The sequence below is a fragment of the Streptomyces sp. NPDC030814 genome (assembly GCF_055572155.1).
The window spans coordinates 1-22,862 of record NZ_JBVIDX010000004.1; the positions used below are offsets into that span (position 1 = coordinate 1).

General features: G+C 69.2%; 19 protein-coding genes and 1 tRNA gene. 15 read left to right on the plus strand and 5 right to left on the minus strand.

All coding sequences use genetic code 11. The features are described 5' to 3' along the window. Positions 1-124: 124 nt before the first annotated feature. A complete protein-coding gene (locus ACZ43N_RS10285; RefSeq protein WP_468096482.1) occupies positions 125-1,138 on the plus strand; it encodes a Yip1 family protein in 1,014 nt (337 codons plus the stop codon). A 133-nt stretch (positions 1,139-1,271) separates the two neighbouring features. Continuing rightward, positions 1,272-1,610: a hypothetical protein gene (locus ACZ43N_RS10290; protein ID WP_468096484.1), complete on the plus strand. Its 339-nt coding sequence runs from the start codon at positions 1,272-1,274 to the stop codon at positions 1,608-1,610. A 125-nt stretch (positions 1,611-1,735) separates the two neighbouring features. Here the strand turns inward: ACZ43N_RS10290 and ACZ43N_RS10295 are convergent, their stop codons facing one another. Then, positions 1,736-1,999 (minus strand): GntR family transcriptional regulator, encoded by a 264-nt coding sequence (locus tag ACZ43N_RS10295; RefSeq protein WP_468096486.1) that lies wholly within the window; start codon positions 1,997-1,999, stop codon positions 1,736-1,738. A gap of 273 nt (positions 2,000-2,272) precedes the next feature. On the opposite strand from ACZ43N_RS10295, the gene ACZ43N_RS10300 reads away from it, so the two are divergent. The 7 genes from ACZ43N_RS10300 to ACZ43N_RS10330 all read left to right on the plus strand — a co-directional run bounded on the left by ACZ43N_RS10300 (position 2,273) and on the right by ACZ43N_RS10330 (position 11,745). Beyond that, complete coding sequence (locus ACZ43N_RS10300; RefSeq protein WP_468097062.1) at positions 2,273-2,455, plus strand: hypothetical protein; 183 nt, start codon at positions 2,273-2,275, stop codon at positions 2,453-2,455. Further along, positions 2,452-2,715, plus strand: a complete 264-nt coding sequence (locus ACZ43N_RS10305) for a hypothetical protein (protein WP_468096488.1) — start codon at positions 2,452-2,454, stop codon at positions 2,713-2,715. Before ACZ43N_RS10300 ends, ACZ43N_RS10305 begins: the two co-directional genes overlap by 4 nt. A gap of 592 nt (positions 2,716-3,307) precedes the next feature. Then, positions 3,308-9,472, plus strand: coding sequence for a DNRLRE domain-containing protein (locus tag ACZ43N_RS10310; protein ID WP_468096490.1), 6,165 nt, complete (start codon positions 3,308-3,310; stop codon positions 9,470-9,472). A gap of 114 nt (positions 9,473-9,586) precedes the next feature. Then, the gene (locus ACZ43N_RS10315) at positions 9,587-9,991 is read left to right on the plus strand and encodes a hypothetical protein (RefSeq protein ID WP_468096492.1); all 405 of its coding nucleotides are present in this window, start codon (positions 9,587-9,589) and stop codon (positions 9,989-9,991) included. Positions 9,992-10,328: 337 nt separating this feature from the next. Beyond that, on the plus strand, positions 10,329-10,547 hold the full coding sequence (locus tag ACZ43N_RS10320) for a hypothetical protein (RefSeq protein WP_468096493.1): 219 nt from the start codon (positions 10,329-10,331) through the stop codon (positions 10,545-10,547). Between the two features lie 411 nt (positions 10,548-10,958). Next, positions 10,959-11,285: a DUF7336 domain-containing protein gene (locus tag ACZ43N_RS10325; protein ID WP_468096494.1), complete on the plus strand. Its 327-nt coding sequence runs from the start codon at positions 10,959-10,961 to the stop codon at positions 11,283-11,285. Positions 11,286-11,571: 286 nt separating this feature from the next. Further along, positions 11,572-11,745: a hypothetical protein gene (locus tag ACZ43N_RS10330; RefSeq protein ID WP_468096496.1), complete on the plus strand. Its 174-nt coding sequence runs from the start codon at positions 11,572-11,574 to the stop codon at positions 11,743-11,745. Positions 11,746-12,104: 359 nt separating this feature from the next. Here ACZ43N_RS10330 and ACZ43N_RS10335 read toward each other — a convergent pair whose 3' ends face one another. Together ACZ43N_RS10335 and dcd are read right to left on the minus strand one after the other, a co-directional pair. Further along, positions 12,105-12,614 (minus strand): phosphoribosyltransferase, encoded by a 510-nt coding sequence (locus ACZ43N_RS10335; RefSeq protein ID WP_468096498.1) that lies wholly within the window; start codon positions 12,612-12,614, stop codon positions 12,105-12,107. Positions 12,615-12,616: 2 nt separating this feature from the next. Next, positions 12,617-13,192 (minus strand): dCTP deaminase, encoded by a 576-nt coding sequence (gene dcd, locus ACZ43N_RS10340; RefSeq protein WP_055717030.1) that lies wholly within the window; start codon positions 13,190-13,192, stop codon positions 12,617-12,619. Positions 13,193-13,778: 586 nt separating this feature from the next. On the opposite strand from dcd, the gene ACZ43N_RS10345 reads away from it, so the two are divergent. The 5 genes from ACZ43N_RS10345 (at position 13,779) to ACZ43N_RS10365 (ending at position 19,349) form a co-directional block, all read left to right on the plus strand. Then, positions 13,779-13,852 (plus strand) — tRNA-Gly (locus ACZ43N_RS10345). 734 nt (positions 13,853-14,586) lie between these two features. After that, positions 14,587-15,516, plus strand: coding sequence for a nuclear transport factor 2 family protein (locus tag ACZ43N_RS10350; protein ID WP_468096500.1), 930 nt, complete (start codon positions 14,587-14,589; stop codon positions 15,514-15,516). 294 nt (positions 15,517-15,810) lie between these two features. Further along, positions 15,811-16,437 (plus strand): TetR/AcrR family transcriptional regulator, encoded by a 627-nt coding sequence (locus tag ACZ43N_RS10355; protein WP_264933411.1) that lies wholly within the window; start codon positions 15,811-15,813, stop codon positions 16,435-16,437. A gap of 87 nt (positions 16,438-16,524) precedes the next feature. Further along, positions 16,525-17,862, plus strand: coding sequence for an FAD-binding protein (locus ACZ43N_RS10360; RefSeq protein ID WP_468096502.1), 1,338 nt, complete (start codon positions 16,525-16,527; stop codon positions 17,860-17,862). An 89-nt stretch (positions 17,863-17,951) separates the two neighbouring features. Continuing rightward, entirely contained in the window at positions 17,952-19,349 is a 1,398-nt protein-coding gene (locus ACZ43N_RS10365) for a carotenoid oxygenase family protein (protein WP_468096503.1), read from the plus strand. A gap of 51 nt (positions 19,350-19,400) precedes the next feature. Here the strand turns inward: ACZ43N_RS10365 and ACZ43N_RS10370 are convergent, their stop codons facing one another. Together ACZ43N_RS10370 and ACZ43N_RS10375 are read right to left on the minus strand one after the other, a co-directional pair. After that, a complete protein-coding gene (locus ACZ43N_RS10370) occupies positions 19,401-20,024 on the minus strand; it encodes a thiamine pyrophosphate-dependent enzyme (protein WP_468096505.1) in 624 nt (207 codons plus the stop codon). 281 nt (positions 20,025-20,305) lie between these two features. Continuing rightward, the gene (locus ACZ43N_RS10375) at positions 20,306-20,437 is read right to left on the minus strand and encodes a hypothetical protein (RefSeq protein WP_468096507.1); all 132 of its coding nucleotides are present in this window, start codon (positions 20,435-20,437) and stop codon (positions 20,306-20,308) included. Between the two features lie 564 nt (positions 20,438-21,001). Here ACZ43N_RS10375 and ACZ43N_RS10380 point away from each other — a divergent pair. Continuing rightward, complete coding sequence (locus tag ACZ43N_RS10380) at positions 21,002-22,810, plus strand: RICIN domain-containing protein (protein WP_468096509.1); 1,809 nt, start codon at positions 21,002-21,004, stop codon at positions 22,808-22,810. Positions 22,811-22,862: the final 52 nt, after the last annotated feature.

Here is a 22,862-nt window from a genome sequence, read left to right on the forward strand (position 1 = left end):
ATCACCGCCCACAGCTCGTCGTCGACTTCCCACGGCTTCGGCCGCGCCACCTCGCACCCCCGGATCATCGGTCCCGGAGTGATCCAACCACCTCGGAGATCATTTCGTTAGGACTTCTTAGGGGATGTCACAGCTCGGCCGCAAAGGCGGGCCGGTGACCCCCGGTCCCGCACACCGCTCGCCGGGACCAGGTACGTTCGATGACGTGGCTGGATTCAGGATCGGACGCGGCCGGGACAACGGCGCTCCTCAAGCGCGACCGCAACACCCCCCGCACGGACAGCAGGCCCCGCAGGCCGGCGGCCCGTCGTACGGCTATCCCCAGACGCCCTCAGGACCGCCGTACGGCGGCGGCCGGGGCGGCAACCAGGGCTGGCCCCAGACGCACGGCGGCCGACCCGGCACCTACGGGCCCCAGGGCCATCAGGGGCACCACGGCGAGCCGGAGTACTTCGGCGACGACGGCGGCCGGCACGGCGGCGCGGACCCGTACGCGGCCAACAACCCGGGCCACACCCAGATGTTCGCCGTGGGCGAGGACCCCTACCAGCAGAGCGACACCTACCGCGCCGGGAACGTCCCCGCGGCCCCGGTCGGCCCCCGCCTGCCCTGGAAGGCCCTCCTCAGGGGCATCGTCACCAGCCCGAACCAGACGTTCCTGGTGATGCGCGACTACGCGGTGTGGGGCCCGGCCCTCACCGTGATGTTCGTCTACGGCCTGCTCGCCGTGTTCGGCTTCGACACGGCCCGCGAGGACGCGATCAACGCGACGCTGTCGAACGCCGTGCCGATCGTCCTCGTCACCGCCGTGACCATGGTGCTGAGCACCTTCATCCTGGGCGTGGTCACCCACACCCTCGCCCGCCAGCTCGGCGGCGACGGCGCCTGGCAGCCGACGGTCGGCCTCTCCATGCTGATCATGGCGCTCACGGACGCGCCCCGCCTGGTCGTGGCGATGTTCGCGGGCGGCGACGCGCCCTTCGTCCAGATCCTCGGCTGGATCACCTGGGTCGCCGCGGGCGCCCTGATGACCCTGATGGTCTCCAAGTCCCACGACCTCCCGTGGCCGAAGGCACTGGGCGCGTCGGCGATCCAGCTGGTGGCGATCCTGTCCCTGATCAAGCTGGGCACGTTCTAGAGGCACCCGGCGTCGAACGAACACGAGTGAGGGGCTCCCGGCCGGTCGGCCGGGAGCCCCTCACTCACTTGAGGCGATCACGCCCCCGTTCGAAGTGTTCCGGGTGCGGGTACGCCTCGCTACGATCACCGGCATGACGACCGTCCGGCGGCTGGTCAGGCAGGCTCGGAGAAGCTGCACGCGTGCGTTCTGGGGCCTGGACCGGGCCCTTGGCGGGCTGGAGCGGCCTACCCGCACGCAGCAGCTCGCCGCCCGACGACCCGTCGCCGTGGGCGTGTGGACGACAGCGCCGGCGACCGTGCTCCTGGGAGTCGCGAATTACGACAGTGTGGATACGGTCGATGATGTCCTGCCGCTCGTGGGCGGCGGATTGGGGTTCGGCCTCATCTTCGGGCTGACGGCCCTGTGCGAACGCGCCAGACAGCGCCGGCTCCAGCGGCTGGGGCTGTGGGAGCCGCCCGTCAGGGACTGATCACCCCTCTCCGACCACACCGACGCTCCCCCGGAATTCGCCCCCGGACTGGCACAGACCAACCCGCCTCACCCACGAGTGGTCGACGAAAGGCACACCGGGCAACTGAACGCGACCGAGGTTGGCTAGGCGGAGGGGGCGGGAGCTTCGGGGGAGGGCGGCAGGGGGTCGGCGACGAAAGTCCCCAGCCCGACCTCGCCCCGCGTCCACCCCTGCTCCCGTACATGCCGCATCGCCTTCGCCGCTGTCGCATTGACTACGCCGAACTCCTGGGCGATTTCCAGCGTGGAGGGCACGCGGCTTCCCGGCGGATACGTGCCGTTCTTGATGCGCCGGATGATCTCCGCTGCGATCTGCCGCCACAGGGGGCGTGTGCGGTCAAGCTCCATGACATCAGCGTGGGTGACCACGGCATTCCGCGCATCCGTGGTTATCTGCGGTTATCCACGCTACTGTAGTTCGCAACACAGAGCGGCCCCGACGGGAAGCGGCTACTTCCCTACCGGGGCCTCAGCCGACTGCTTGGGAGTCGACCTATGCGCAGCCTACTGGCCGCGATTCTGACCCTTTTCCTACCCGCCCGTGGTGCCCACCGCTCCGCAGCGCCGCCGCCACTGCCCCCTATCTCCTGTCCACCCACTCGGGAACCCTCGTCCGTGATCATGTGTCCGTACCCGTCGGACCCCATCACCGCCGACGGCATGCCCCTGGTCCGGCCGTACGTCGTCGAGTGGGAGCGTGAGCGGGACGAACGTGACCGGCGGCGTCTTCAGCGTGAGCGGCGCAGGGCGGCGGTCCTGGCGACACTGGGCCAGGACTACGTTCCGCGGGAGGCCGCCGCATGAGCACGAGTACGTCGCGTCTGCGCAACCTCGGCCTCGACCCGGCCGCCGGCAAGGAGGCCCTGGCGGTCACACGCCCGGGCGGCCGTCTTGAGGAGCTGGCCGGCGCCCACGCCCTGAAGGCCGCCGCCGTCCTGGTGACGGTCGTCGGCGCAGTGCTGGAGGCGGGGAAGGCGTCGGACGCCGAACTCGCCGCCTTCGTAACTCCGTTGCACGCCGCGCTCGAAGAATGCGTCGGCATCATGGCGGCGGACAGGGAGTGACGGCGTAGAGGCAATTCGGCCGCAGGGCTGGTGGTGCCGTGGGTGCCCGGGGTTCCTCCCGGGCACCCACCCTCCACCGACCGCAGCACGGTGCTGTTCCTGCGGCAGGAGGCCGGCCGCCGCGCCCTCCTGCCCGTCGTCCACCCGCGCCCATGTCACACCGCGAAGCTTCCCAGGAGCCCAGCAGCCGCTGCGTCGACGCCGCGGCCGGGCACCGCTTCTTTGACCACATCCCCCCACGGCGGTCCTGGCGCTTGCCGCCGTGCACGGGGCCGCCCCCTGCGGCCTTCACGGCGCCGACTGCACAACTCCCCCTACCCGCAACCTCGTTGCATGTGGCCCATGTCACAAGAAGCAATAGGGGAACCCCGCACACTCTTTGTGATGATCAAGCCTCTTTGTCTCTTCCGGCGGCAGCTAGGTTTCACATCGACCACATTCTTTACAGCAGCCTTACATTTGGCGGCTCAGAACCGAATACGGGTGGACGTTGAGACCACAGGGGGATTCGTCCTCTCCTTTCCGGAGAAGGACTGTTTGGCATGAGCGCAGCAGATATCTGCGCTGGACGGCGGGTGGCCTCGCCGCCGCCGTGTCCGTGACCCTGCTGCAGGGACCGGCCGCGGCCGTGCCGCAGCAGAAGCCCGCCAAGCCCGAGGCGGCGACCACCGCCGCGGACATCGCGTCCGCGAAGGTCGCGGCGCGGCTGTCGGGCAAGCGGGTGGAGGCGCTGTCGGAGCGCACCGAGACCTCCACGACCTGGGTGAACAAGGACGGCAGCCTCACCACGGAGATGTCGGCCGGACCGGTGCGCTTCGAACGCGACGGCACCTGGGTCGACGTCGACGTGGAGCTGCGCGAGTCCGGTGACGGCGTGGAGCCGGTGGCGCACCCGCGCGGGCTGCGCCTGGCGGGCCGGACCGGTACGCCCGCGAAGTCGCTGGAGGCCGCGCAGCGGTCGAAGGCCGTCGACCTGGTGACGCTGGGCGAGGGCGACGAGCAGATCACGCTGCGCTGGAAGGGCGGACTGCCGGAGCCGAAGCTGCACGGGACACGGGCGGAGTACGTCAACGCCGTGCCGGGCGCCGACGTCGTCGTCGAGGCGACCCGTACCGGCTTCGAGCAGTACGTCGAGATCAAGGAGAAGCCGGCCACCGGCGGGTTCTCCTACACGCTGCCGCTGGAGACCGACGGTCTGAAGGTCGAGCAGCTGAAGAACGGTGGCCTGCGGTTCACCGACGAGAAGAACAAGAAGCGGGCCGTCATGCCCGCGCCGGTGATGTGGGACTCCACCGTCGACAAGCGCTCCGGCGAGCACACCCGCCGGGTGCCCGTGTCGATGAAGGTGGTCGAGAGGGACGGGAAGGACTCGGGCGTCGACCTGGTGGTCACTCCCGACCCCGAGTTCCTCGCCGACCCCGAGACCCGGTACCCCGTGACGGTGGACCCGTCGACGTCCTCGCTGTCGAACGTCTTCGACACCTATGTGCAGCAGGGCGAGACGGTCGACTGGTCGTCCGACACCGAGCTGGACTTCGGCAACCCGGGCACCACCAACGCCGACGGGACGCCCCGCACGGCGCAGTCCTTCATCAGCTGGAACACCTCCCCCATCGCCGACGCCCTGGTCACCAGCGCGAAGCTGAGCCTGTGGAACTTCCACTCGGGCAACCATCCGGACTGCGCGGCGCAGTCGTGGGAGGTGTGGTCCGCCGGGGCCGCGTCGACCTCCTCCCGGTGGTCGAACCGCCCCTCGATGACGGCGAAGAAGGCCACCTCCACCGAGACCCGCGGCAACGCCTCGTGCACCTCCCAGCCGGACGGCTGGATCAACGCCGACGTGAGCACACTGGCGCAGGAGTGGGCCTCGGCCAAGGCCACCCGCGGGCACATGGGTCTGCGCGCGACGAACGAGTCGGCCATGGCGCAGTGGAAGCGGGTCAACTCCGCGAACGCGGCGGCCAATCCGCCGAAGCTCGTGCTGAACTACAACTTCCGGCCGAAGACGGGCACCAAGCAGGAGGCCGGTCCGCCGTTCTTCTCCTACGGCGGCGCCTACGTCGTGAACACCACCACGCCGACGCTGCGCGACACCTTCGTCGACGCCGACGGTGACAAGGTCAACGGCACCTTCCAGATCTTCGACAACGCCACCGACGCCCAGGTCGGCGAGGTGATCGTCTCCAAGTACGTGGCCTCCGGGTCCGCGGCGTCGGTGACCGTCCCGTCCGGGGTGCTGAGCAACGGCAAGACGTACAAGTTCCGCACCAACCCCTACGACGGGAAGCACTACAACACCGGCTGGTCGGCGTGGAAGACGTTCACCGTCGACACCTCGGCCCCGTCCGCCCCGACGCGGATCGCATCCACGGACTACCCGGCCGACGAGTGGGTCAAGGGCGCCGGGCAGGCCGGCACGTTCACCGTGACCCCGCCCTCGGCCGACCACAACTGGCTGGAGTGGTCGCTGGACGGCGTGACCTGGACCAGGGTCGCCACCGGCGGCGCCGGCGCGGCCAAGGCGATATCCGTGACCCCGCCCAGGAACGGCACCCACACCCTCCAGGTGCGGTCCGTCGACAAGGCGGACAACAAGTCCGAGGCGAAGGAGTACACCTTCCACGCCGGTTCCGGCGGCTTCCTCCAGCCGGCCGACGGCGAGCGCACCGCGCGCCGGCTGCCGCTGGTCGCCGAGGCCGAGGGCGGCAAGTACGACAAGGTCTCCTTCTCGTGGCGCCGCTCCGAGGCCGACTCCTGGACGAAGATCCCCGTCGGGGACGTCACCTCCGGCGGCACGGCGCTGACCGCCTGGCCGGTCGGGCTCACGAACGGCAGGAACGCGGCGCTGGTCTGGAACGCCACCGGCACCGTCGACCCTGACGGCACGGTCCAGATCAAGGCCGACTTCACCGGCCCGAACTCCGCCGCCAGCAGCACCGAGCCGCTGACCGTGGTCGTGGACCGGGACGCCGACGGCGCGGCAAGCACCGAGGTCGGTCCCGGTTCGCTGAACCTGCTCACCGGTGACTACACGCTGACGGAGACCGATGCGTCGTTCTTCGGCATGGAGATGACGCGGACCGCTTCCTCGCGCGATCCCGACGAGGGCGCGAAGCAGGAGGGGCAGGCCGCGATCTTCGGCAAGGAGTGGGTCGCCGGCACCGTCGCCGACGAGACCACCTCCGAGTACAGCCACATCCGCAGGGTCTCCGACACCGCCGTCGACGTGGTGCTGTCCGAGGGCGACGCGGTGCACTTCACCGCCAACGCGGCGAAGACCGGCTGGGTGCCCGAGCCCGGTGCCGAGGCGCTCACCCTCAAGGGAAGTGTCACCGGCTCGTTCACGCTGTCGGACACCGAGGGCTCGGTGACCACGTTCGCCAAGGCGGGCTCGGCGGCCACCACGTGGCAGGTCTCCACCGCCCTGATCGACGGTCTGACCAACACCACCACCAAGGTGGTCTCCGAGACCGTGACGTCGGGTGGCAGGACGCTGTCCCGTCCCAAGCGGATCATCGCCCCCACCTCGGCCGTCACGGCCGCCGCGTGCGAGGCCGATCCGGCCACCAAGGGCTGCCGGGTGCTGGAGTTCGTCTACGCCACCGCCACGACGGCGACCGGCACCGGGACGGACGCCGACTTCGGTGACTTCACCGGTCAGGTCAAGCAGATCAAGCTGTGGGCCACCGCCCCCGGCGCCGCCGCCGCGACCTCGACGGCCGTCGCCTCCTACCGGTACGACTCCGCCGGCCGGCTGCGCCAGTACTGGGACCCGCGGATCGGTCAGCAGGCCGAGATCCAGTACGCCTACGACGAGGGCCGGGTCACCTGGTACCAGCCGTCGGGCGTGCTGCCGTACACCTTCGACTACGGCAACGCCGGCGGTGGCACCGCGCCCGGCGCCGGGATGCTGCTCAGCGTCTCGCGTCCGACCCTGAAGCAGGGCTCGGCGGACACCACCGACGGCGAGGCGGTCACCAGCGTCGTCTACGGCGTCCCGCTGACCGGCACCAAGGCACCGCACGCCATGGGCGGCGGCGATGTCGCGAAGTGGGGGCAGCTCGACGCCCCGAGCGACGCCACCGCCGTCTTCCCCGCCGACTCCGTGCCCGCGTCCCACGACGGCGCGGACCTGACCGGCGGCGGCTACACCCGCGCCGAGGTGCACTACCTCGACGCCTCGGGCCGTACCGTGAACACGGCGGAGCCCGGCAAGCACATCAGCACCGTCGAGTACGACCGGTTCGGCAACACCGTCCGTGAACTGAGCGCGGCCAACCGGGCGCTGGCGCTCGGCACGACGGACGCGCAGAAGGACACCCTGACGGGTCTGGGCATCATCTCCCGGCCCTCGGCCGAGCGCGCCCACCTGCTGTCGACGACCTCGCTGTTCAACGAGGCCGGCACCCGGGAACTGGAGGAGTTCGGTCCGCTCCACCGGATGGATCTGACCGCGGACCTCAAGGACGGGACCACCGTCCTGGTCAAGGCCGACACCTCCGTGCCCGCCCGCACCTGGACGGTCAACGAGTACGACGAGGGACGGCCCACCGACGGTACGGCCAAGGTCAAGGACCAGGTCACGCTCAAGATCGTCGGCGCCCGGGTCCGCGACTACTACTCGGTCATGGGTGAGAAGCGGGTCACCGAGACCCAGTACGACTGGGCCAAGGGCCTGCCGAAGCTGGTCATCCAGGACTCCGGCGGCCTGAACCTGACGACCACCGCCGCCTACGACGCACAGGGCCGGATCACCGACCTCGTGCCGCCCGGCGGCACGGGCGACGACGCCGCCACCCGGGTCACCGAGTACTGGGCGGCCGACGGCACCGGCTTCTGCAAGGGCCGCCCCGAGTGGGCCGACCAGGTCTGCTGGAGCGGCCCCGCCGGAAAGATCACCGGTGGCGGCAGCCGGCCCGACGAGGTGACCGACTCCACCGTGGAGTACGGCTACTTCGGGCAGCCGACCAAGGTCACCGACACCGCGAACGGCCAGTCACGCACGACCACCCGGTCGTACGACGACGCGGGCCGCCCGCTGAAGACCACGGTGACCGGCGGCCTCGGCCAGGCGGTCCCGGAGTCCACCATGGAGTACGACCCGGCGACGGGGGCGATCACCAAGATCACCTCTCCGACGGCGGGCACCATCACCAAGGCGTACGACAAGCTCGGCCGCCTCATGTCGTACACCGACGCCGACGGGGGCCGGACCACCACCGCCTACGACGCGCTCGACCGCGCGGTCAAGGTCAGCGACTCGGTCCCGTCGACCGTCACCTACACCTACGACCACGGCGCCGAGCCGCGCGGACTGGTCACCAAGGCCAGCGACTCCGTCGCGGGTGACTTCTCCGCCACGTACGACGCGGACGGGTCCGTCACCTCCGAGAAGCTGCCCGGCGGTTACACCCTGAACGTCACCGAGGACGCCACCGGCGCCCCGACGTCCAGGGCCTACACCCGCGACAGCGACGGCACCACCGTCTACACCGACGTGGTGACCCGTTCCGCCCAGGGACGGACCACCAGCCACTCCGGCTGGTCCGACCAGCGCTACGGCTACGACAAGGCCGGGCGTCTGACCACGGTCGAGGACACCGTCGGCGAGGTGTGCACCAAGCGCACGTACGCCTTCGACAAGCGGTCGAACCGCACCGGTCTGACCACCGCCACGGGCGAGGTCTCGGGCGCCTGCCCCACCTCGGGAGGCACCACCACCACCCACGCCTACGACAGCGCGGACCGGCTCGTCGACTCCGGCTACTCCTACGACGCGTTCGGCCGCACCACCGCCCTGCCGGGCGGCACCGTCGACTACTACGCCAACGACCTCGCCTACCGGCAGACCGCGGGAGGCAAGCGGCAGACCTGGCAGCTCGACGCGGCCATGCGCTTCCGCTCCTTCAAGACCGAGACCGGCAGTGGCTCCGCCTGGACCCAGACCGGGTCCAAGGTCAACCACTACGGCGACGACAGCGACAACCCGCGCTGGCTCGTCGAGGACACCGCGAGCGGAGCCGTCAGCCGCAACGTGGCGTCCGTCTCCGGCGACCTGGCCGCGATCACCGGCAAGACCGGTGACACGGAGCTGCAGTTCACGACCGTCCACGGCGACGTGGCGCTCCAGCTCCCGCTGGACGTGAGCCGGGCACCGGTCGCCATCGACACGGACGAGTACGGCAACGCCCGTGAGGGCGGCGGCGCCGACCGCTACGGCTGGCTCGGCGCGAAGCAGCGCTCCGCCGAGACCCCGACCGGTCTCCTCCTCATGGGGGCTCGCCTCTACAACCCCACGACCGGCCGCTTCCTGTCCGTCGACCCCGTCCTGGGCGGCAGCTGCAACAGCTACGAGTACGTCTGCGGCGACCCGGTCAACCTGGTCGACCTCGACGGCAGGATGACGGCGGTCGCCCTGGTCGGCATGGCCGGCCTCGGCGTCAGCGCCGGCACGGTGCTCACCGTGATCGGTGTGGGCGCGGTGGTCGCGATCATCGGCCTGATCTGGTGGAAGGGCAAGAAGTGGGCCATCAACAAGATCAAGATCCTCTGGGCGAAAGCATCCAAGAAGTCAGGGAAAGAAACCGCCAGTGACATTCCCTCCTGGGCCAGAGGAAAGGGAAAGCGGGCCGGAGAATCGATCGACGAAGCGGTGGATCGAATATTCCGCGAGCACTACGGGCGTAATCCAACCCCCAAGGAGCGCCGAAACGGCCACGAATGGAAGAAGATCAAGAAACATTTGACCAGGAAGTAGCGTAGGACCCGGAAGGCAGCCGGTTCACCCCGGCTGCCTTTTGGCTTTTCGGTGACCGTCACGTCCTCGAAATGCACTCTCCGGGGCCGATCGCACCATGGCATACTTCCCTTCATGACTTCACGGAATCGTCGACTGCCTCGAAATCGCTCCTGGCCCTTGACTCTCACGGATATCAGCGAAGCACTCGGCGATCGAATGGCGCACGTCGGCGACATCAGGTTCCTCACCGGGCACGGCGAAGAGGGAAACGTCCTCGGGATTGAGTGGACCGCGACCCAACCCTTCAACTACGGACGCGGAATTCATCCCGAAGCAGCCGGTTTCCGCATCGATGTCCTGTCCGTGCCTGTGGCTGATCGCGCCGACACGCGGACTGCCTTGCGGACGCACGCACTGCCCCAACTGGGCGAGTGGATCAACCAGGCGCTCGACGCCCCTGAGACCTGGCGCTCCAGTGACCACCGTCGGTCCTGGACGCTCGCCGGCGGCCGTCTCACTCACCACGACGAACAGTGAGCACACATCCGGTGGGCCCGGCCGGTCAGAGATTCCACTCGGCGGACGGACGAGGCAGGTTCTCTGCCGCGCCGAGCGGAACCGACGAAGTCCGGTAGGCCCGGTGGACGCTCGCCGACGGCCGTCTCACCCACCACGACGAACAGTGAGCACACATCCGGTGGGCCCGGCCGGTCAGAGATTCCCACTCGGCGGACGGACGAGGCAGGTTCTCTGCCGCGCCGAGCGGGACCGACGAAGTCCGGTAGGCCCGGCTCCGGCCGCCCGTCGTGATCACACGCGTCGCGAGAGACGGGGCGCGGACCGGCATCGGCGGGGTACGGCCTCCGGGCCAGGCATGCCGGCCCGGGCGGAGACCGCCTCCGCGGTCAGCCACCACGGCGACGACAGCGACAATCTCCGCCGAATCGTCGGGGACACCGCGAGCGGAGCCGTCAGCCGCAGCGTGCGGTCCCCCTCCGGCACCCTGGCCGCGATCACCGGCAAGACCGGTGACAAGGAACCGGAGTTCACGACCATCCACGGCATGTGGCGCTCCAGCCCCCGCCGGACGTGAGCAAGGCACCCGTCGTCGTCCGTCGACCCCGTCACGGGCGGCAGCCGCAACAGTGACGAGTACGTCTGCGGCGACCCCATACACCTGATCGACCTCGACGGCAGGACGACGGCGGTCACCCTGGTCGGCATGGCGGCCTCGGCGTCAGCGCCGGCACGGTGCTCACCGTGCTCGGTGTCGGCGCGGTGGTCGCGCTGGTCGCGGTCATCGGCCTGATCTGGTGGAAGGACAAGAAGTGGGCCATCACAAGGTCCGCACCCTGTGGCGGGAGGCCCGCGAATCCGGGAAGGCGAACCTGTCCCACAACTGAGCAGGACCTGAGGGCCCAGGGAAAACGAGAAGCCGCGGCCCGCGCCGACGTACAAACACCGAACGGGCCGCGGCTCCCATGTGAGACACGAGGTGATCACGATGCACGGACCGAGCCGGGCTTATCTGCTGTGGCACGTCAGGCATGCCGAGCCGGCCGACGGATCGGAGGTCCAGCACTTCGCCGCGGCCGACGACTTCTGGGCCGACGAGGAGGAGGGCGACGACGTCAAACTCCTGGGTGTCTACTCGAGCCGCGAAAAGGCCCAGGAACGCATCGTCCGGGCGCGTCCGCTTCCGGGGTTCCGTGACGAGCCCCGGTGCTTTTACATCGAACCGTTCACCGTGGACGCCGACGAGTGGAAGGACGGCTTCGAGACCGTCACGACCGGTGGTGAGGGCTCCGACATGGCGGAGGAGTCGGACTGAACCACCCTGGGCCGGATCCGGCCGCCGGGGCCGCCCGACATGGCGTCCTCTCCCTCGTGGCCTCCCGGAGCCGTCGACTCCCTCGCACTCGCTCCTGGCCCTTGTCGGCCACGGACGTCAGCCAAGCGCTCGGCGACCGGATGGCGCACGTCGGCGACGTCGAATTCCTCACCGGCACAGCGACGAGGGATACGTCCTCGGGATCAAGTGGACCGCGGAGCAACCGTTCAACTGCGGACGCGGAGTCCATCCCGAGGCGGCCGTCTTCCGCATCTCCGTCCTAGCCGTGCCCGCGGCCGACCGCGCCGGCACACGGACCGCCCTGCGGACGTACGCCCTGCCCGAGCTGGGCGAGTGTCTCGACCGGGCACTCGCCGCCCCCGACACCTGGCGCTTCAGCGACCACCGCCGCTACTGGAAGCTCACCGGCGGCCGCCTCACGCACCACGACCAATCATGAACGTGCGGACGGGGCGGACTTGAACAGGCGTCGTCGCGGTTCGGGTCCGGCGCGGATGCCGACGGTGAGCCCGCACGTCCCTCGGCGCAAGGCGGACGCCCTGCACCCCGACGCCACTGCGCAGAGGATGACCCGCCGGCACGACCCGGAGCAGCCGCCCACCTTGTGTCTCGCACCTGGACTCGATGAACGGCTGTCGGCCCCCTCAGCCAGCCCGTATGGCCCTCAGTGACAGGTCTCTGTAGAGCCACATGACAGGTCTCTGTAGAGCTGCACATCAGAAGGCAACCCAGACGCACAAGAGCCCCCGGATGATCTCCGAGGGCTCACACGGGGAAACCGGGCGGGGCAGCCGCAGGTCAGAGCGCTTCCCTGTTCTCCTTGGGCGCCGCTCCGGACTTGTGCACCGGAGGCAGAACACTCCACGGGAAGTTGATCCACTCATCCGTCCGCTTCCACACGTACTCGCACTTCACGAGGGACTGCGACTTCTCATAGATCACGGCGGACCGGACCTCGGCCACGGCGTCGAGGCAGAAGTCGTGGACGAGCTTGAGCGTCTTGCCGGTGTCGGCGACGTCGTCCGTGATCAGGACCTTCTTGTCGGAGAAGTCGATCGCGTTGGGCACGGGCGCGAGCATGACGGGCATATCGAGCGTGGTGCCGACGCCGGTGTAGAACTCCACGTTGACCAGGTGGATGTTCTTGCAGTCGAGGGCGTAAGCGAGGCCGCCGGCGACGAAGACACCGCCACGGGCTATGGAGAGGATGATGTCGGGCTCGTACCCGTCGTCGGCGATGGTCTGCGCGAGTTCGCGCACGGCGGCGCCGAACGCCTCGTACGTGAGGTTCTCCCGGACCTGGGACACGCTCACACCTGTGTCCGGTGGAAGTTGAGGAAGGACCGGGAGGCGGTCGGGCCCCGCTGCCCCTGGTACCGCGACCCGTACCGTTCACTCCCGTACGGGGACTCGGCAGGCGAGCTGAGCCGGAACATGCACAGCTGCCCGATCTTCATACCGGGCCACAGCTTGATCGGGAGCGTCGCGAGATTCGACAGCTCCAGCGTCACGTGCCCGGAGAACCCGGGGTCGATGAACCCGGCGGTGGAGTGCGTGACGAGACCGAGCCGCCCGAGCGAGCTCTTCCCCTCGAGCCGCGAGGCGAGATCATCGGGCAACGTGATGACCTCGTACGTACTGGCGAGGACGAACTCCCCGGGATGCAGGATGAACGGCTCGTCGCCCTCGGGCTCCACGAGCCGGGTGAGGTCCGCCTGCTCGATGGACGGGTCGATGTGGGGGTACCGGTGATTCTCGAACACCCGGAAGAAGCGATCGAGCCGCACGTCGATGCTCGACGGCTGCACCATGGATTCGTCGTACGGATCGATCCGCACCCGTCCCGCGTCGATCTCGGCCCGGATGTCCTTGTCTGAGAGAAGCACGCCCCGAGGATACGCAAGACGCGCGGACCCTCCGCATTCGGGCGGGGAACCGCGCGTCTCACGATCACTGGAGTCGGCGCCGCACCCGTACTGCCCGCGATGCCACTGCCGCACTCCTGCTACTCCTCCTGCCGCTTACCGCTTCTGCAAGGCGACCGGCACAACGCTGCGCAGCCGGGCGCAGCGAGGACAGCGGATGAGCCGGCCGGGACCGAGGCGCTCGGCCTGCTGCATCGGGAACGAAGCGGTGCTGAACACGTGCCCATCGGCACAACGGACGACGGTGCGCTCCATCAAGTCCAAGAGTCCCTTCCCCAAAAGCCGCGTCTGATGGCCGACCTCCCGTCGGCCTGACGACGAAAGCCACATTACGGGATCAATAGGACGACCCTCCAGGCGGCACTCCGATCCAGCGGAGGCCCACACGGACCCTCTGCCGCGCCCCCACCGTACGCCCCAACTCCCGCGCCCCGCAGCCCCATCCCTACCCCGGAAACAGACCCGGGCCCCACGCCATCAACACGCGGAGCCCGACATGAGGTAAAGTAACGAAGCGTTCCGACACCGGCACCGACCGGTGTCTTACGCGGGTGTAGTTTAATGGTAGAACATCAGCTTCCCAAGCTGAGAGCGCGAGTTCGATTCTCGTCACCCGCTCCACAATGAAGCCCCAGGTCAGCAGCCTGGGGTTTGCTTGTTGTCTAGACCAATTTGAGGATGACATGCCCTTCGCGTGCCCTTAAATCCCCTTCCTGAGGCCACTCGGGAATCCCAAAGCGCCACTTCGGCAGCAACAACCCCAAGCTGTCTCGGCCGGCGAGACGCATTCGGCGTGGCCTGCACCACTTGACGGTGGGGCAAGCGCGAAGTCGCTTTAGCAAAAGCGACTTCGCAACGGCTTTACCCGATGGCCGCCGAGTGAGCCTCGTTGAGGTTCACTCGTCGAAAGCTCCGCCTTGGCCGGGGCCCTCACGTTGCCTTCCTCAACGCAGCGAGTCTCCTGGCACTGCCATCAGGGCGGCGTCGTCAACTGGTATGGCCGGGTTGATCATGCAATGCCAAGGGAGGCGAGCGGGCGGTTGGTGTCGCGGGCGCTTCCCTGGCCCAGGGTCCTCTCCGGAGACAGTCGCCTGGTGATCAACCCGACCACCGTGCCCAAGGCCGCCGCTCCTGCGCAGGGGCGGCGGCCGCCGCGCGCCGAGGATGAGCCGGGCCGGCCTTGAGTGCCGTGCGTCCGAGCCGCTGGTACTCACGGCGTGCACGCCAGTCGCGCGGAGCGCGCTCCAGACAAGTAACTCACCCCTTGGGCCTCGACCTTGACGCTAACTACTAGTTAGTGCTTTCCTTTGGTGAGTATCTACTTGAACTTTCAAGATTCCTGGAAAGAGAGCACTGTGACCCCCACCACGCCCGCCCGCAGGACCCTCGTCGCCGCGTTCGCCGCGGCGGCCCTCGCCGTCCCCGTCGCCGCCACCCCCGCCATCGCGGCCACGCCGGGCGCCGCCGCGCACCACGCCGGGTACGGCGACCAGGCGCGCCTCGCCTATCAGAAGTACGTCGCCGCCCGCGTCCTCAAGGGCGTGTTCGAGCAGGGCGACACGGAGGTCGTCGACCGTTACGTCCGCCCGGACTACATCCAGCACAACCCGCTCGCGCCCGATGGCGCCGAGACGCTGAAGAACCTCGGCAAGGCCGTCCATCAGCAGTTCCCGGACGCCGAGTACGGCATCAAGCGGGTCATCTCCGAGGGCGACCTGGTGCTGGTGCACTCGAACGTGGTGCTGACACCGGGCACGCGCGGTCAGGCCGTCTTCGACATCTTCCGCTTCCAGGGCGGGAAGATCGCCGAGCACTGGGACGTGGGGCAGGACGTACCGGAGTCCGCCAACGGGAATGACATGTTCTCCACGGTGAGTTGGCCGCAGACGGAGGAGCCGGGGGCACCGTGGCTGACCGCGCGCAACGAGCGGCTCGTCACGCAGGCCTTCGACCAGCTGATCGTGCGCAAGGACCTGTCTGCCCTCGACCGGTACTGGGGCTCCGAGTACCACCAGCACAACCCGAACATCGCGGATGGTGTGGAGGGCGCGAAGTCGGGGCTGGGCGCGTACTTCAAGGCGTTCCCGCAGCTGAAGGTCACCCCGAAGCGGGTGATCGCCGAGGGTGACCTGGTCGCGGTGCACAGCCACTACGTGAACGCGCCGGGGGAGCGAGGGCAGGCGGTTGTGGATCTCTTCCGGGTGCGGGGCGGGAAGATCGTGGAGCACTGGGATGTGCTTCAGGATGTGCCGGCCACGTCCGCGAATGACAACGGGATGTTCTAGCCTCGCGCTTTCACGAGGGGCCCTGTCCCAGGGCGGCGTCGTTCAGGTGGTGTGGCCGGGTTGATGGAGCCTCAGGAGTCGGGGCAGGGCTGCGGGATGGGCGCCTGGGGCTGAGACGGTGCCCGGCACCACAGGGCACCTGGTCGACCGGCCGTGGCTCACCCGGCTCAGGCGAGCCCTCGCAGTCCACCGAGCGGCCGGGCCGCCGGCGTCCGGTTCGTCACCGGCTCCCTTGACGGCGGCGGTAACACCGTCGCACACTGATAACAGTGTTACCAGCGACGGAGGACCAGCATGGCCGTAGAGGTGACGGCATATCAGCGCGCCCTGCGCAGCGGGCAGGGCGCGTTGCGCAGGGCGTTCCTCGAGGCGGCCAGGCGTCTCCTGGTCGAGGAGGGACCGGGGGCGCTGACGCTGCGGCGTATCGCCGGCGACGTGGGCTGTACCACCAAGGTCGTGTACACGATGTTCGGCGGCAAGGACGGCCTGGCGGAGGCGTTGTTCACGGACGGCTTCGAACGGTTCCGGCAGCGACTGCTGCGCATTCCGGCTCAGGACGACCCGGTCGCCCACCTCCGCGCGCTGGGAGTGGCCTACCGGCAGAACGCGCTCGCCGTACCCGACTACTACCGGGTGATGTTCGAACAGACCATCCCCGGGTTCGTGCCGAGCGAGGAAGCCAGGGGACACAGTCGTGCCGTCTTCGAGATCCTGGTCCGGGCCGTGACCGCCTGCGTGACGTCCGGGCGGTTCTCCGCGGACAGCGACCCGGAACAGGTGGCCCACATGCTGTGGGCCACCCAGCACGGGGTGGTCAGCCTCGAACTCACGGGCTACCTGACCCACGAGGCCGCGGAGAGGCAGCATGCCGCCCTGCTCGACACGGTGATCGAGGCGCACTTGACCGACCACGTTTTCTGACGGCGGCCTTGCCGCCCGGCTCCCGCCCCTGTCCACAGGCAGGCGGTAACGCTGTTACCGTCTGCTGCTGCAGAAAGGAACCCGGCCATGCCGGAAGAACCCCGCCTGACCTTGCTGACGGACAAGGAGTCCACCGTCGCGGCGGCCGACGACTTCGGAAGGGTCGCCCCGACGCAGCCGCCGTATGCCGTGGTACGCCCTAGCGGCGCTGCGGACGTGGCCGAGGCGCTCCGGCTCGCCGCCTCCCTCTCCCTGCCCGTCGCCGTGCGCGGCCGCGGCCGGTCGGTGCACGGCCGGACCCTCGTCGCCGACGGCATCGTGATCGACATGTCCGCCCTGTCGACCGTCCACGAAGTGGGCGAGGACCGGGTCACCGTGGACGCGGGCGCCACCTGGTCCGCCGTGGTGGACGCGACCCTGGAACACGGCCTGACTCCCGCTGTGCTCACCGACTTCCTGAGTGTCTCCGTGGGCGGCACCCTTTCGTTCGCCGGCCTCGGCAGTGCCTCGCACCGCCACGGCGCGCAGACCGACCAGGTGCTGGAGCTCGAAGTGGTCACCGGGGACGGCCGGACGCTCATCTGTTCCCGCGACCGTGAGCCCGAGCTGTTCCACGCGGTGCTGGGCGGCCTCGGCCAGGTCGGGGTCGTCACCAAGGTCACCCTGCGGCTGATTCCCGCCCCGCAGCGGGTCCGCCTGTACCAGACGGCGTTCGACTCGGCGGACGACCTCGTCACCGAGCAGGGGCGGCTCCTGCGCACCGGGGCCTTCGACCATCTGGAGGGATGGATCCCGCCGGGTCCCGACGGCTGGCTGTACGCCGTCGACGCGGCGGTCCAGTACGACCCCGCACGCCGACGCCCCGACGACGAGGCCCTGCTGGCCCTCCTGAACCGTCCTCGCGAGACCGTGCGGATCACCGACACGACCTACCGGAAGTTCCTCTACCGCTTGGGCGCGGAAGACACCTTCCCGTGCGTCACCACCGACACACCGCACGCGCACCCCTGGTTCGCCGTCTTCCTGTCCCCGGGAGCCGTCACCGAGTACATCGAACGACTCACGGCGGAAGTCCCGCCGAGCGACATGGGCGCCATGGGCACGATCGAGGTGTACCCCATCTCCACCGAGCGGTTGACCACTCCCCTGTTCCGGGTGCCCGAGGGGGAACCGGTGGTGTTCATGGTCGCGTTCTTCCCCTGCGGCCCCGAAGACGATCCGGACTGGGCCCGGCGGACGGCCACCGCCAACCGCACCCGATCCGAGCGGGCCCGCGCCCTGGGCGGAACCTCCGACCCGGTCGGCGCCGTCGCCCGCACCGCCGAGGACTGGTCCGCCCATTTCGGCCCGCAGTGGCCGCGGCTGACCGCCGCCATGCGCCGGTACGACCCGGACGGAGTTCTCAGGCGTCTGCCCGTGTCCTGACCCGGTGTCCAGAACCGACCGATCACACCCGAGGGGTAACGGTGTTACCGCCCTCGGGGTCCACCGGAACACGCCAAGGAGTCACCTTCATGAGCGATCCCGCAGCCGGCCCCAACCGTTTTCTGCGCGGCGATTTCACCGCCGTACGCGAAGAGGTCACGGCATTCGACCTCCCGGTCACCGGCACCATCCCGGCCGAACTGAACGGCCGCTATCTGCGCAACGGCCCGAACCCGATCGCCGTCGACGACGCCCGCTACCACCTGTTCCTCGGTGACGGCATGGTGCACGGCGTGCGCCTGCGCGACGGCCGGGCGGAGTGGTACCGCAACCGCTGGGTGCGCCAGAGCGCGGTCAACCGCATGCTCGGCGAACCACCGCGCAAGGCCACGGTCTACGGGGGCGTGGAGGTGGCCGCCAACACCCACGTCATCGGCCACGCGGGCAGGACGCTGGCCCTGGTCGAGGGCGGCACCCTGCCCTACGAACTCGGCGATGACCTCTCCACCCTGTCGACCTGTGACTTCGAGGGCACCCTGCCCGGGGGATTCACCGCCCACCCCAAGCTCGAACGCGCCACCGGTGAACTCCACGCCGTGGCCTACATGGCGGGCCTGCCCTACGTCACCTACCACGTGGTCGGCCCCGAGGGCCGGGTCACCCGCTCCGAGAACATCTCCGTGCCGTCAGGCGCGATGATGCACGACTTCGCCCTGACCCAGAACCACGTCCTCGTCTACGACCTGCCGGTCACCTTCAGCCGCGAGGCCGCCCTGCGCGGCGCACCGGTTCCCTACGAGTGGAACGACGCGCACCAGCCCCGCATAGGGGTGATGCCGCGGGCGGGAACCGCGGCCGACGTGCGGTGGGTCGAGGTGGATCCCGTATGGATCTTCCACACGCTGAACGCCTACGACGACGGGGAGCGCGTGGTTCTGGACGTGGTCACCCACCCGAGGATGATGTCCAACGCCACCAGCTCCATCGAAGGCCACGGCACGCCCGCCCTGGACCGCTACACCCTCGACCCGGCCGCGGGGAAGGCCGCCGTGCAGCGCCTCGACGACCGGCCGCAGGAGTTCCCCCGGATCAACGACCGGCTGATCTCGCTGCCGTACCGCTACGGCTACACGGCGGCCACCACCGATCTGATGGAGTCCTTCGCCGGCATCCGTGAACTCGACCAACTCGGTGACGACGCGTTCTCCAACCGGATCATCAAACACGACCTGCACCGCGGCACCCAGGAGATCCGCACATTCGGCCGGGGGCAGGCCCTCGGCGAGCCGGTCTTCGTGCAGGCGGCAGGCGGCGTGGCCGAGGACGACGGTCACGTGCTGGCGTTCGCGCACAACCCCGAGCGCTCCGCCACGGACCTGGTCATCCTGTCCGCCCAGGACATCACAGGGGATCCCGTGGCCACCGTTCACCTGCCGGCCCGGGTCCCCCTCGGCTTCCACGGCAGCTGGATCCCCGACGCCGGCTGACAAGGAGCCCTGGGTCGGCGCCCGCTTCGGAGGGCCCGAAGCGGGCGCCGATCAGTCGTCCTGCGGGTGGGTCGTGAAGTAGTGCTCCCTGGTCTGCGCGAGCCGGGTGCGCGCGACGGCGAAGTCCAGGACGGCGGGGCGGCCGGCCGCGTTCTCCGCGAGGGCGCGCTTCAGGGCGTCAGGCACGGCGGCCGGGTCGTCGACGCGTTCGCCGTACGCGCCGCAGGCCTCGGCCAGGCGGGCGAAGTCGGGCCGGAAGGGGAACTCGGTGTCCTGGATGCGGTTGCCGTAGGTGTGTTCCTGGAGGTCCCGGATGGAGCCGAGGGCGTCGTCGTTGAGCACGCACCAGGTGACTGCGAGTCCGTACTGGGCGGCCATCGGCACGATGTTCATGACCATTTGGAAGGAGCCGTCGCCGACGAAGCACAGGGCGGGCCGCCGCGGGTGGACCAGGCGGGCGGCGGGCAGGGCTGCGGCCGCGAACCCCATGCCGTAGAAGCTGGACGAAGTGATGACGGAGCGCGGTCGGTAGACGCGGAAGAAGGGGAACGCGCCGCCGATGTGCTGGGCGAGGGCGCCGACGTCGACGCCGAGGACAGTGTCGCGGGGGAAGACGGAGCGGGCGGTGCGGATGACGCGGGCGGGATGGATCGGGGCCCTGTCGTCGAGTGCCATGCGGTCGACGGCGGCGTCGAGGGCGGTGATGTCCTGGAGGAGGCGCTCCGTGCGGCCCGGGGAGGCGTGTGTGTCCTCGGGCAGGGCGGTGAGCAGTTGCTCCAGGACTGTCCTGATGTCGCCGTTGACGGGGACGCGGGCCGGGATGGCGCGGCCCGGTTCGGCCGGTGCTCCATGATCAAGGCCCAGGTCAGAGACCCGGGCCTTTTTGCTGTGTGGGGGTGATCAGCGGTCGCGTTTCCAGGCGGTCTGCAAAGACCAGTCCCTCCCAGCGGTATCGATCAGCACCACTGTCGGCCCTGGGCCGGTGAGTGAGGCTCGTACGAGCCGACCAGCCCGCCCATCTCGCGCAGCCCGCCCATCTCGCGCAGCTCGCCCGGTCTCCGGCGGTACGCGGGGTGGGCGACCGTCACGGGTGGGGTCCAGGACGGTGGGCTTCTCGTGGGGCGGCCAGGTGGTCCGCAAGCGCATCGGGCCCGATCTTGCTCAGGGCCCACAGGCTGCTGGATCGGCGGGCCCACTGCCAGAGCTGGATCGGCGGGCCCACTGCCAGAGTGGGTCATCCCCAGGCGTGGGGAAGGGCAGCGCGGGAATGCCGTGGGCGTCGAAGGGGCCGGCGTCGAGGCAACAGACCACCGGTGCCGCACGGACAGTGGGTGCTACCGGTGGCTGCCGCAAGGTCGGCGAGGCGCTCGGAGCGGCCTTGCCGGGCCGGGATCGCGCTGCTGTCCCCCACCTTCCCCGACCAGCATCAGGCGTTCGCCACCGCCGGCGTCAGGCCTGCCGTGCTGCGCAGCGAACGGGGAGCGGTCAAGGCGAAAAAATCTGTGGATCTTCGCGGCAACCTTTTCGGCCTCTCGGACCACTAAGCGCTGTCCGGCCAAGCGGTCCGGTCAGATGCAACGGCTGAAAGCGAGAGCACAGGCATGTCCCTGGAACGAGAGCACAGACATGTCCCAGGCCCACCCACGTCACCGGTGGCGTCCCGCGTCGGCGGCCACCGCGCCGACGGCGGCGCGCGCGGTGATCGCCCGAAGCATCGTGGCCGTCGGTTGCTCGCGCGGCGGGGTCTCTGGGCGGGTCTCGCCACGGTGGTCGTGGCCGGCTCGGCTGTCGTGGTCAACCAGGCTTCGGCGGAGCAGGAAACCCTGAATCTGAAGAAGTGGTACGTCCTGGTCAACCGCAACAGCGGCAAGGTGCTGGACAACCGTGCCGTGGCCACGAAGGACGGCGCGAAAGTGGAGCAGTGGAGCCGTAAAGGGGGGGCCAACCAGCAGTGGCGGTTCATCGAATCGGGTGACGGGTACTACCGGCTGGAGAACCGCAACTCCGGCAAGGTGCTGGACGACTTCGGCTGGTCGAAGGCCGCCGGCTCCGCCATCGTGCAGTGGAAGGACCTGAACGGCACCAACCAGCAGTTCAAACTGGCCAAGTCCTCGGACGGCTACGTGCGTCTGGTCAATCGCTTCAGTGGCATGGTTGTGGGTGTCGAGAACGCCACCAAGGCCAACGGGGGCGACATCGTCCAGAAGCGCGACCGGGGCCGCGCCAACCAGCAGTGGAAGCTCGTCGCGGCCGGTAGCGTCAGCGGCACCGAGAACCCGGGGAACTCCGGCAGCACGCCCACGCCCAGCGCCAGCACTCCGGCGAGCCAGGCTCCGAGCCCGGCGTCGCCGCCGGCGTCTCCGGCCGCCACCAACGGCACGTCGACGAAGCGTTTCATGGGCAGTGACACGGTGCTCATCGGCGGCTCGATGACTGACGCCTCGGCGAACGCCGCGCCGTTCGACGTGCGATACGCCTATGTGCACAGCCAGCCCGCACCCTCGTCGGACTACTACACGGCAGCGCGCTGCAAGGACGCGTGGTCCGGCTGGTGGGGTTGCTGGAACGGCAGCACCACGGCGCCCGGCACTTACGTGACCTGGCGGGACAGCGTGGCGGCCCAAGCGACGTACAAGGGCAGCCCGCGTCCGCAGAAGATGCTCTGGACCTGGTACTCGTTGCGCGACCTCGGGGATGCGGCAGGCGAGGGCGACGGTCCGGGCGAGGTCAAGGCCATCAACCGGCGTGACCTGCTCACCCGGTACCTGAACGACTATCGTTTCTTCCTCCAGAAGATCGGCAAGTCGCACGACGCGATCGACCTTGAGCCTGACTTCTGGGGCTTCGCCCGGACGCTCGGCAATCTGCACCAGGTTCCCGCACAGGTCTCGGGCGCCAACCCGACGGACTGCGGATCGCAGGAGAACAGCGCCGCCGGACTCGCCCAGTGCCTGATTCAGATGACGCGCAAGTACGCGCCGAACGCCACCGTGGGGCTGCACCTTTCCTGCTTCGACTGGGAGACCGACCTCCAGAAGTGCGTCAAGGACTACGCGGACCTCGGGGCGAAGAACGCCGACTTCCTGGTCACCGATGTGTCGGACCGCGACGCGGGCTGGTACGCGCTGCCGGCCCACGGCAGCCGTGACACCTACTGGACCGACCAGAAGGCCGCCGCGTCGCTGAAGTTCTGGAAGACGATGGCCGAGTCCGTGGGCAAGCCGGTGGTCCTGTGGCAGATCCCCGTGGGCAACATGGCGCAGAACAACACGCCCGACCACTACAAGGACGACAAGGTGGACTGGTTCTTCGCCCACATGGACCAGGTGGCGAACGCCCACATCGCCGGCCTGCTGTTCGGGGCGGGGTGGACGGAGCAGACGACGCCCGAGACCGACGGCGGAAACCTGATCCGCAAGACGATCGCTTATCACAAGTCGGGTGGTACACCACTCAAGTAGGCGAAGCTGACGAATGCGCCCTCATCTCTTCGATGGGGGCGCATTTCGTCGT

Excerpts from the sequence above, each read along its gene's own strand:
- ACZ43N_RS10320 (WP_468096493.1), top strand. The coding sequence starts at position 10,329 with ATGCCGGCCCGGGCGGAGACCGCCTCCGCGGTCAGCCACCACGGCGAC.
- ACZ43N_RS10365 (WP_468096503.1), top strand. The coding sequence starts at position 17,952 with ATGAGCGATCCCGCAGCCGGCCCCAACCGTTTTCTGCGCGGCGATTTC.
- ACZ43N_RS10315 (WP_468096492.1), top strand. The coding sequence starts at position 9,587 with ATGACTTCACGGAATCGTCGACTGCCTCGAAATCGCTCCTGGCCCTTG.
- ACZ43N_RS10290 (WP_468096484.1), top strand. The coding sequence starts at position 1,272 with ATGACGACCGTCCGGCGGCTGGTCAGGCAGGCTCGGAGAAGCTGCACG.
- ACZ43N_RS10370 (WP_468096505.1), bottom strand. The coding sequence starts at position 20,024 with ATGGCACTCGACGACAGGGCCCCGATCCATCCCGCCCGCGTCATCCGC.
- ACZ43N_RS10305 (WP_468096488.1), top strand. The coding sequence starts at position 2,452 with ATGAGCACGAGTACGTCGCGTCTGCGCAACCTCGGCCTCGACCCGGCC.
- ACZ43N_RS10300 (WP_468097062.1), top strand. The coding sequence starts at position 2,273 with ATGTGTCCGTACCCGTCGGACCCCATCACCGCCGACGGCATGCCCCTG.
- ACZ43N_RS10325 (WP_468096494.1), top strand. The coding sequence starts at position 10,959 with ATGCACGGACCGAGCCGGGCTTATCTGCTGTGGCACGTCAGGCATGCC.
- ACZ43N_RS10355 (WP_264933411.1), top strand. The coding sequence starts at position 15,811 with ATGGCCGTAGAGGTGACGGCATATCAGCGCGCCCTGCGCAGCGGGCAG.
- ACZ43N_RS10285 (WP_468096482.1), top strand. The coding sequence starts at position 125 with ATGTCACAGCTCGGCCGCAAAGGCGGGCCGGTGACCCCCGGTCCCGCA.
- ACZ43N_RS10360 (WP_468096502.1), top strand. The coding sequence starts at position 16,525 with ATGCCGGAAGAACCCCGCCTGACCTTGCTGACGGACAAGGAGTCCACC.
- ACZ43N_RS10295 (WP_468096486.1), bottom strand. The coding sequence starts at position 1,999 with ATGGAGCTTGACCGCACACGCCCCCTGTGGCGGCAGATCGCAGCGGAG.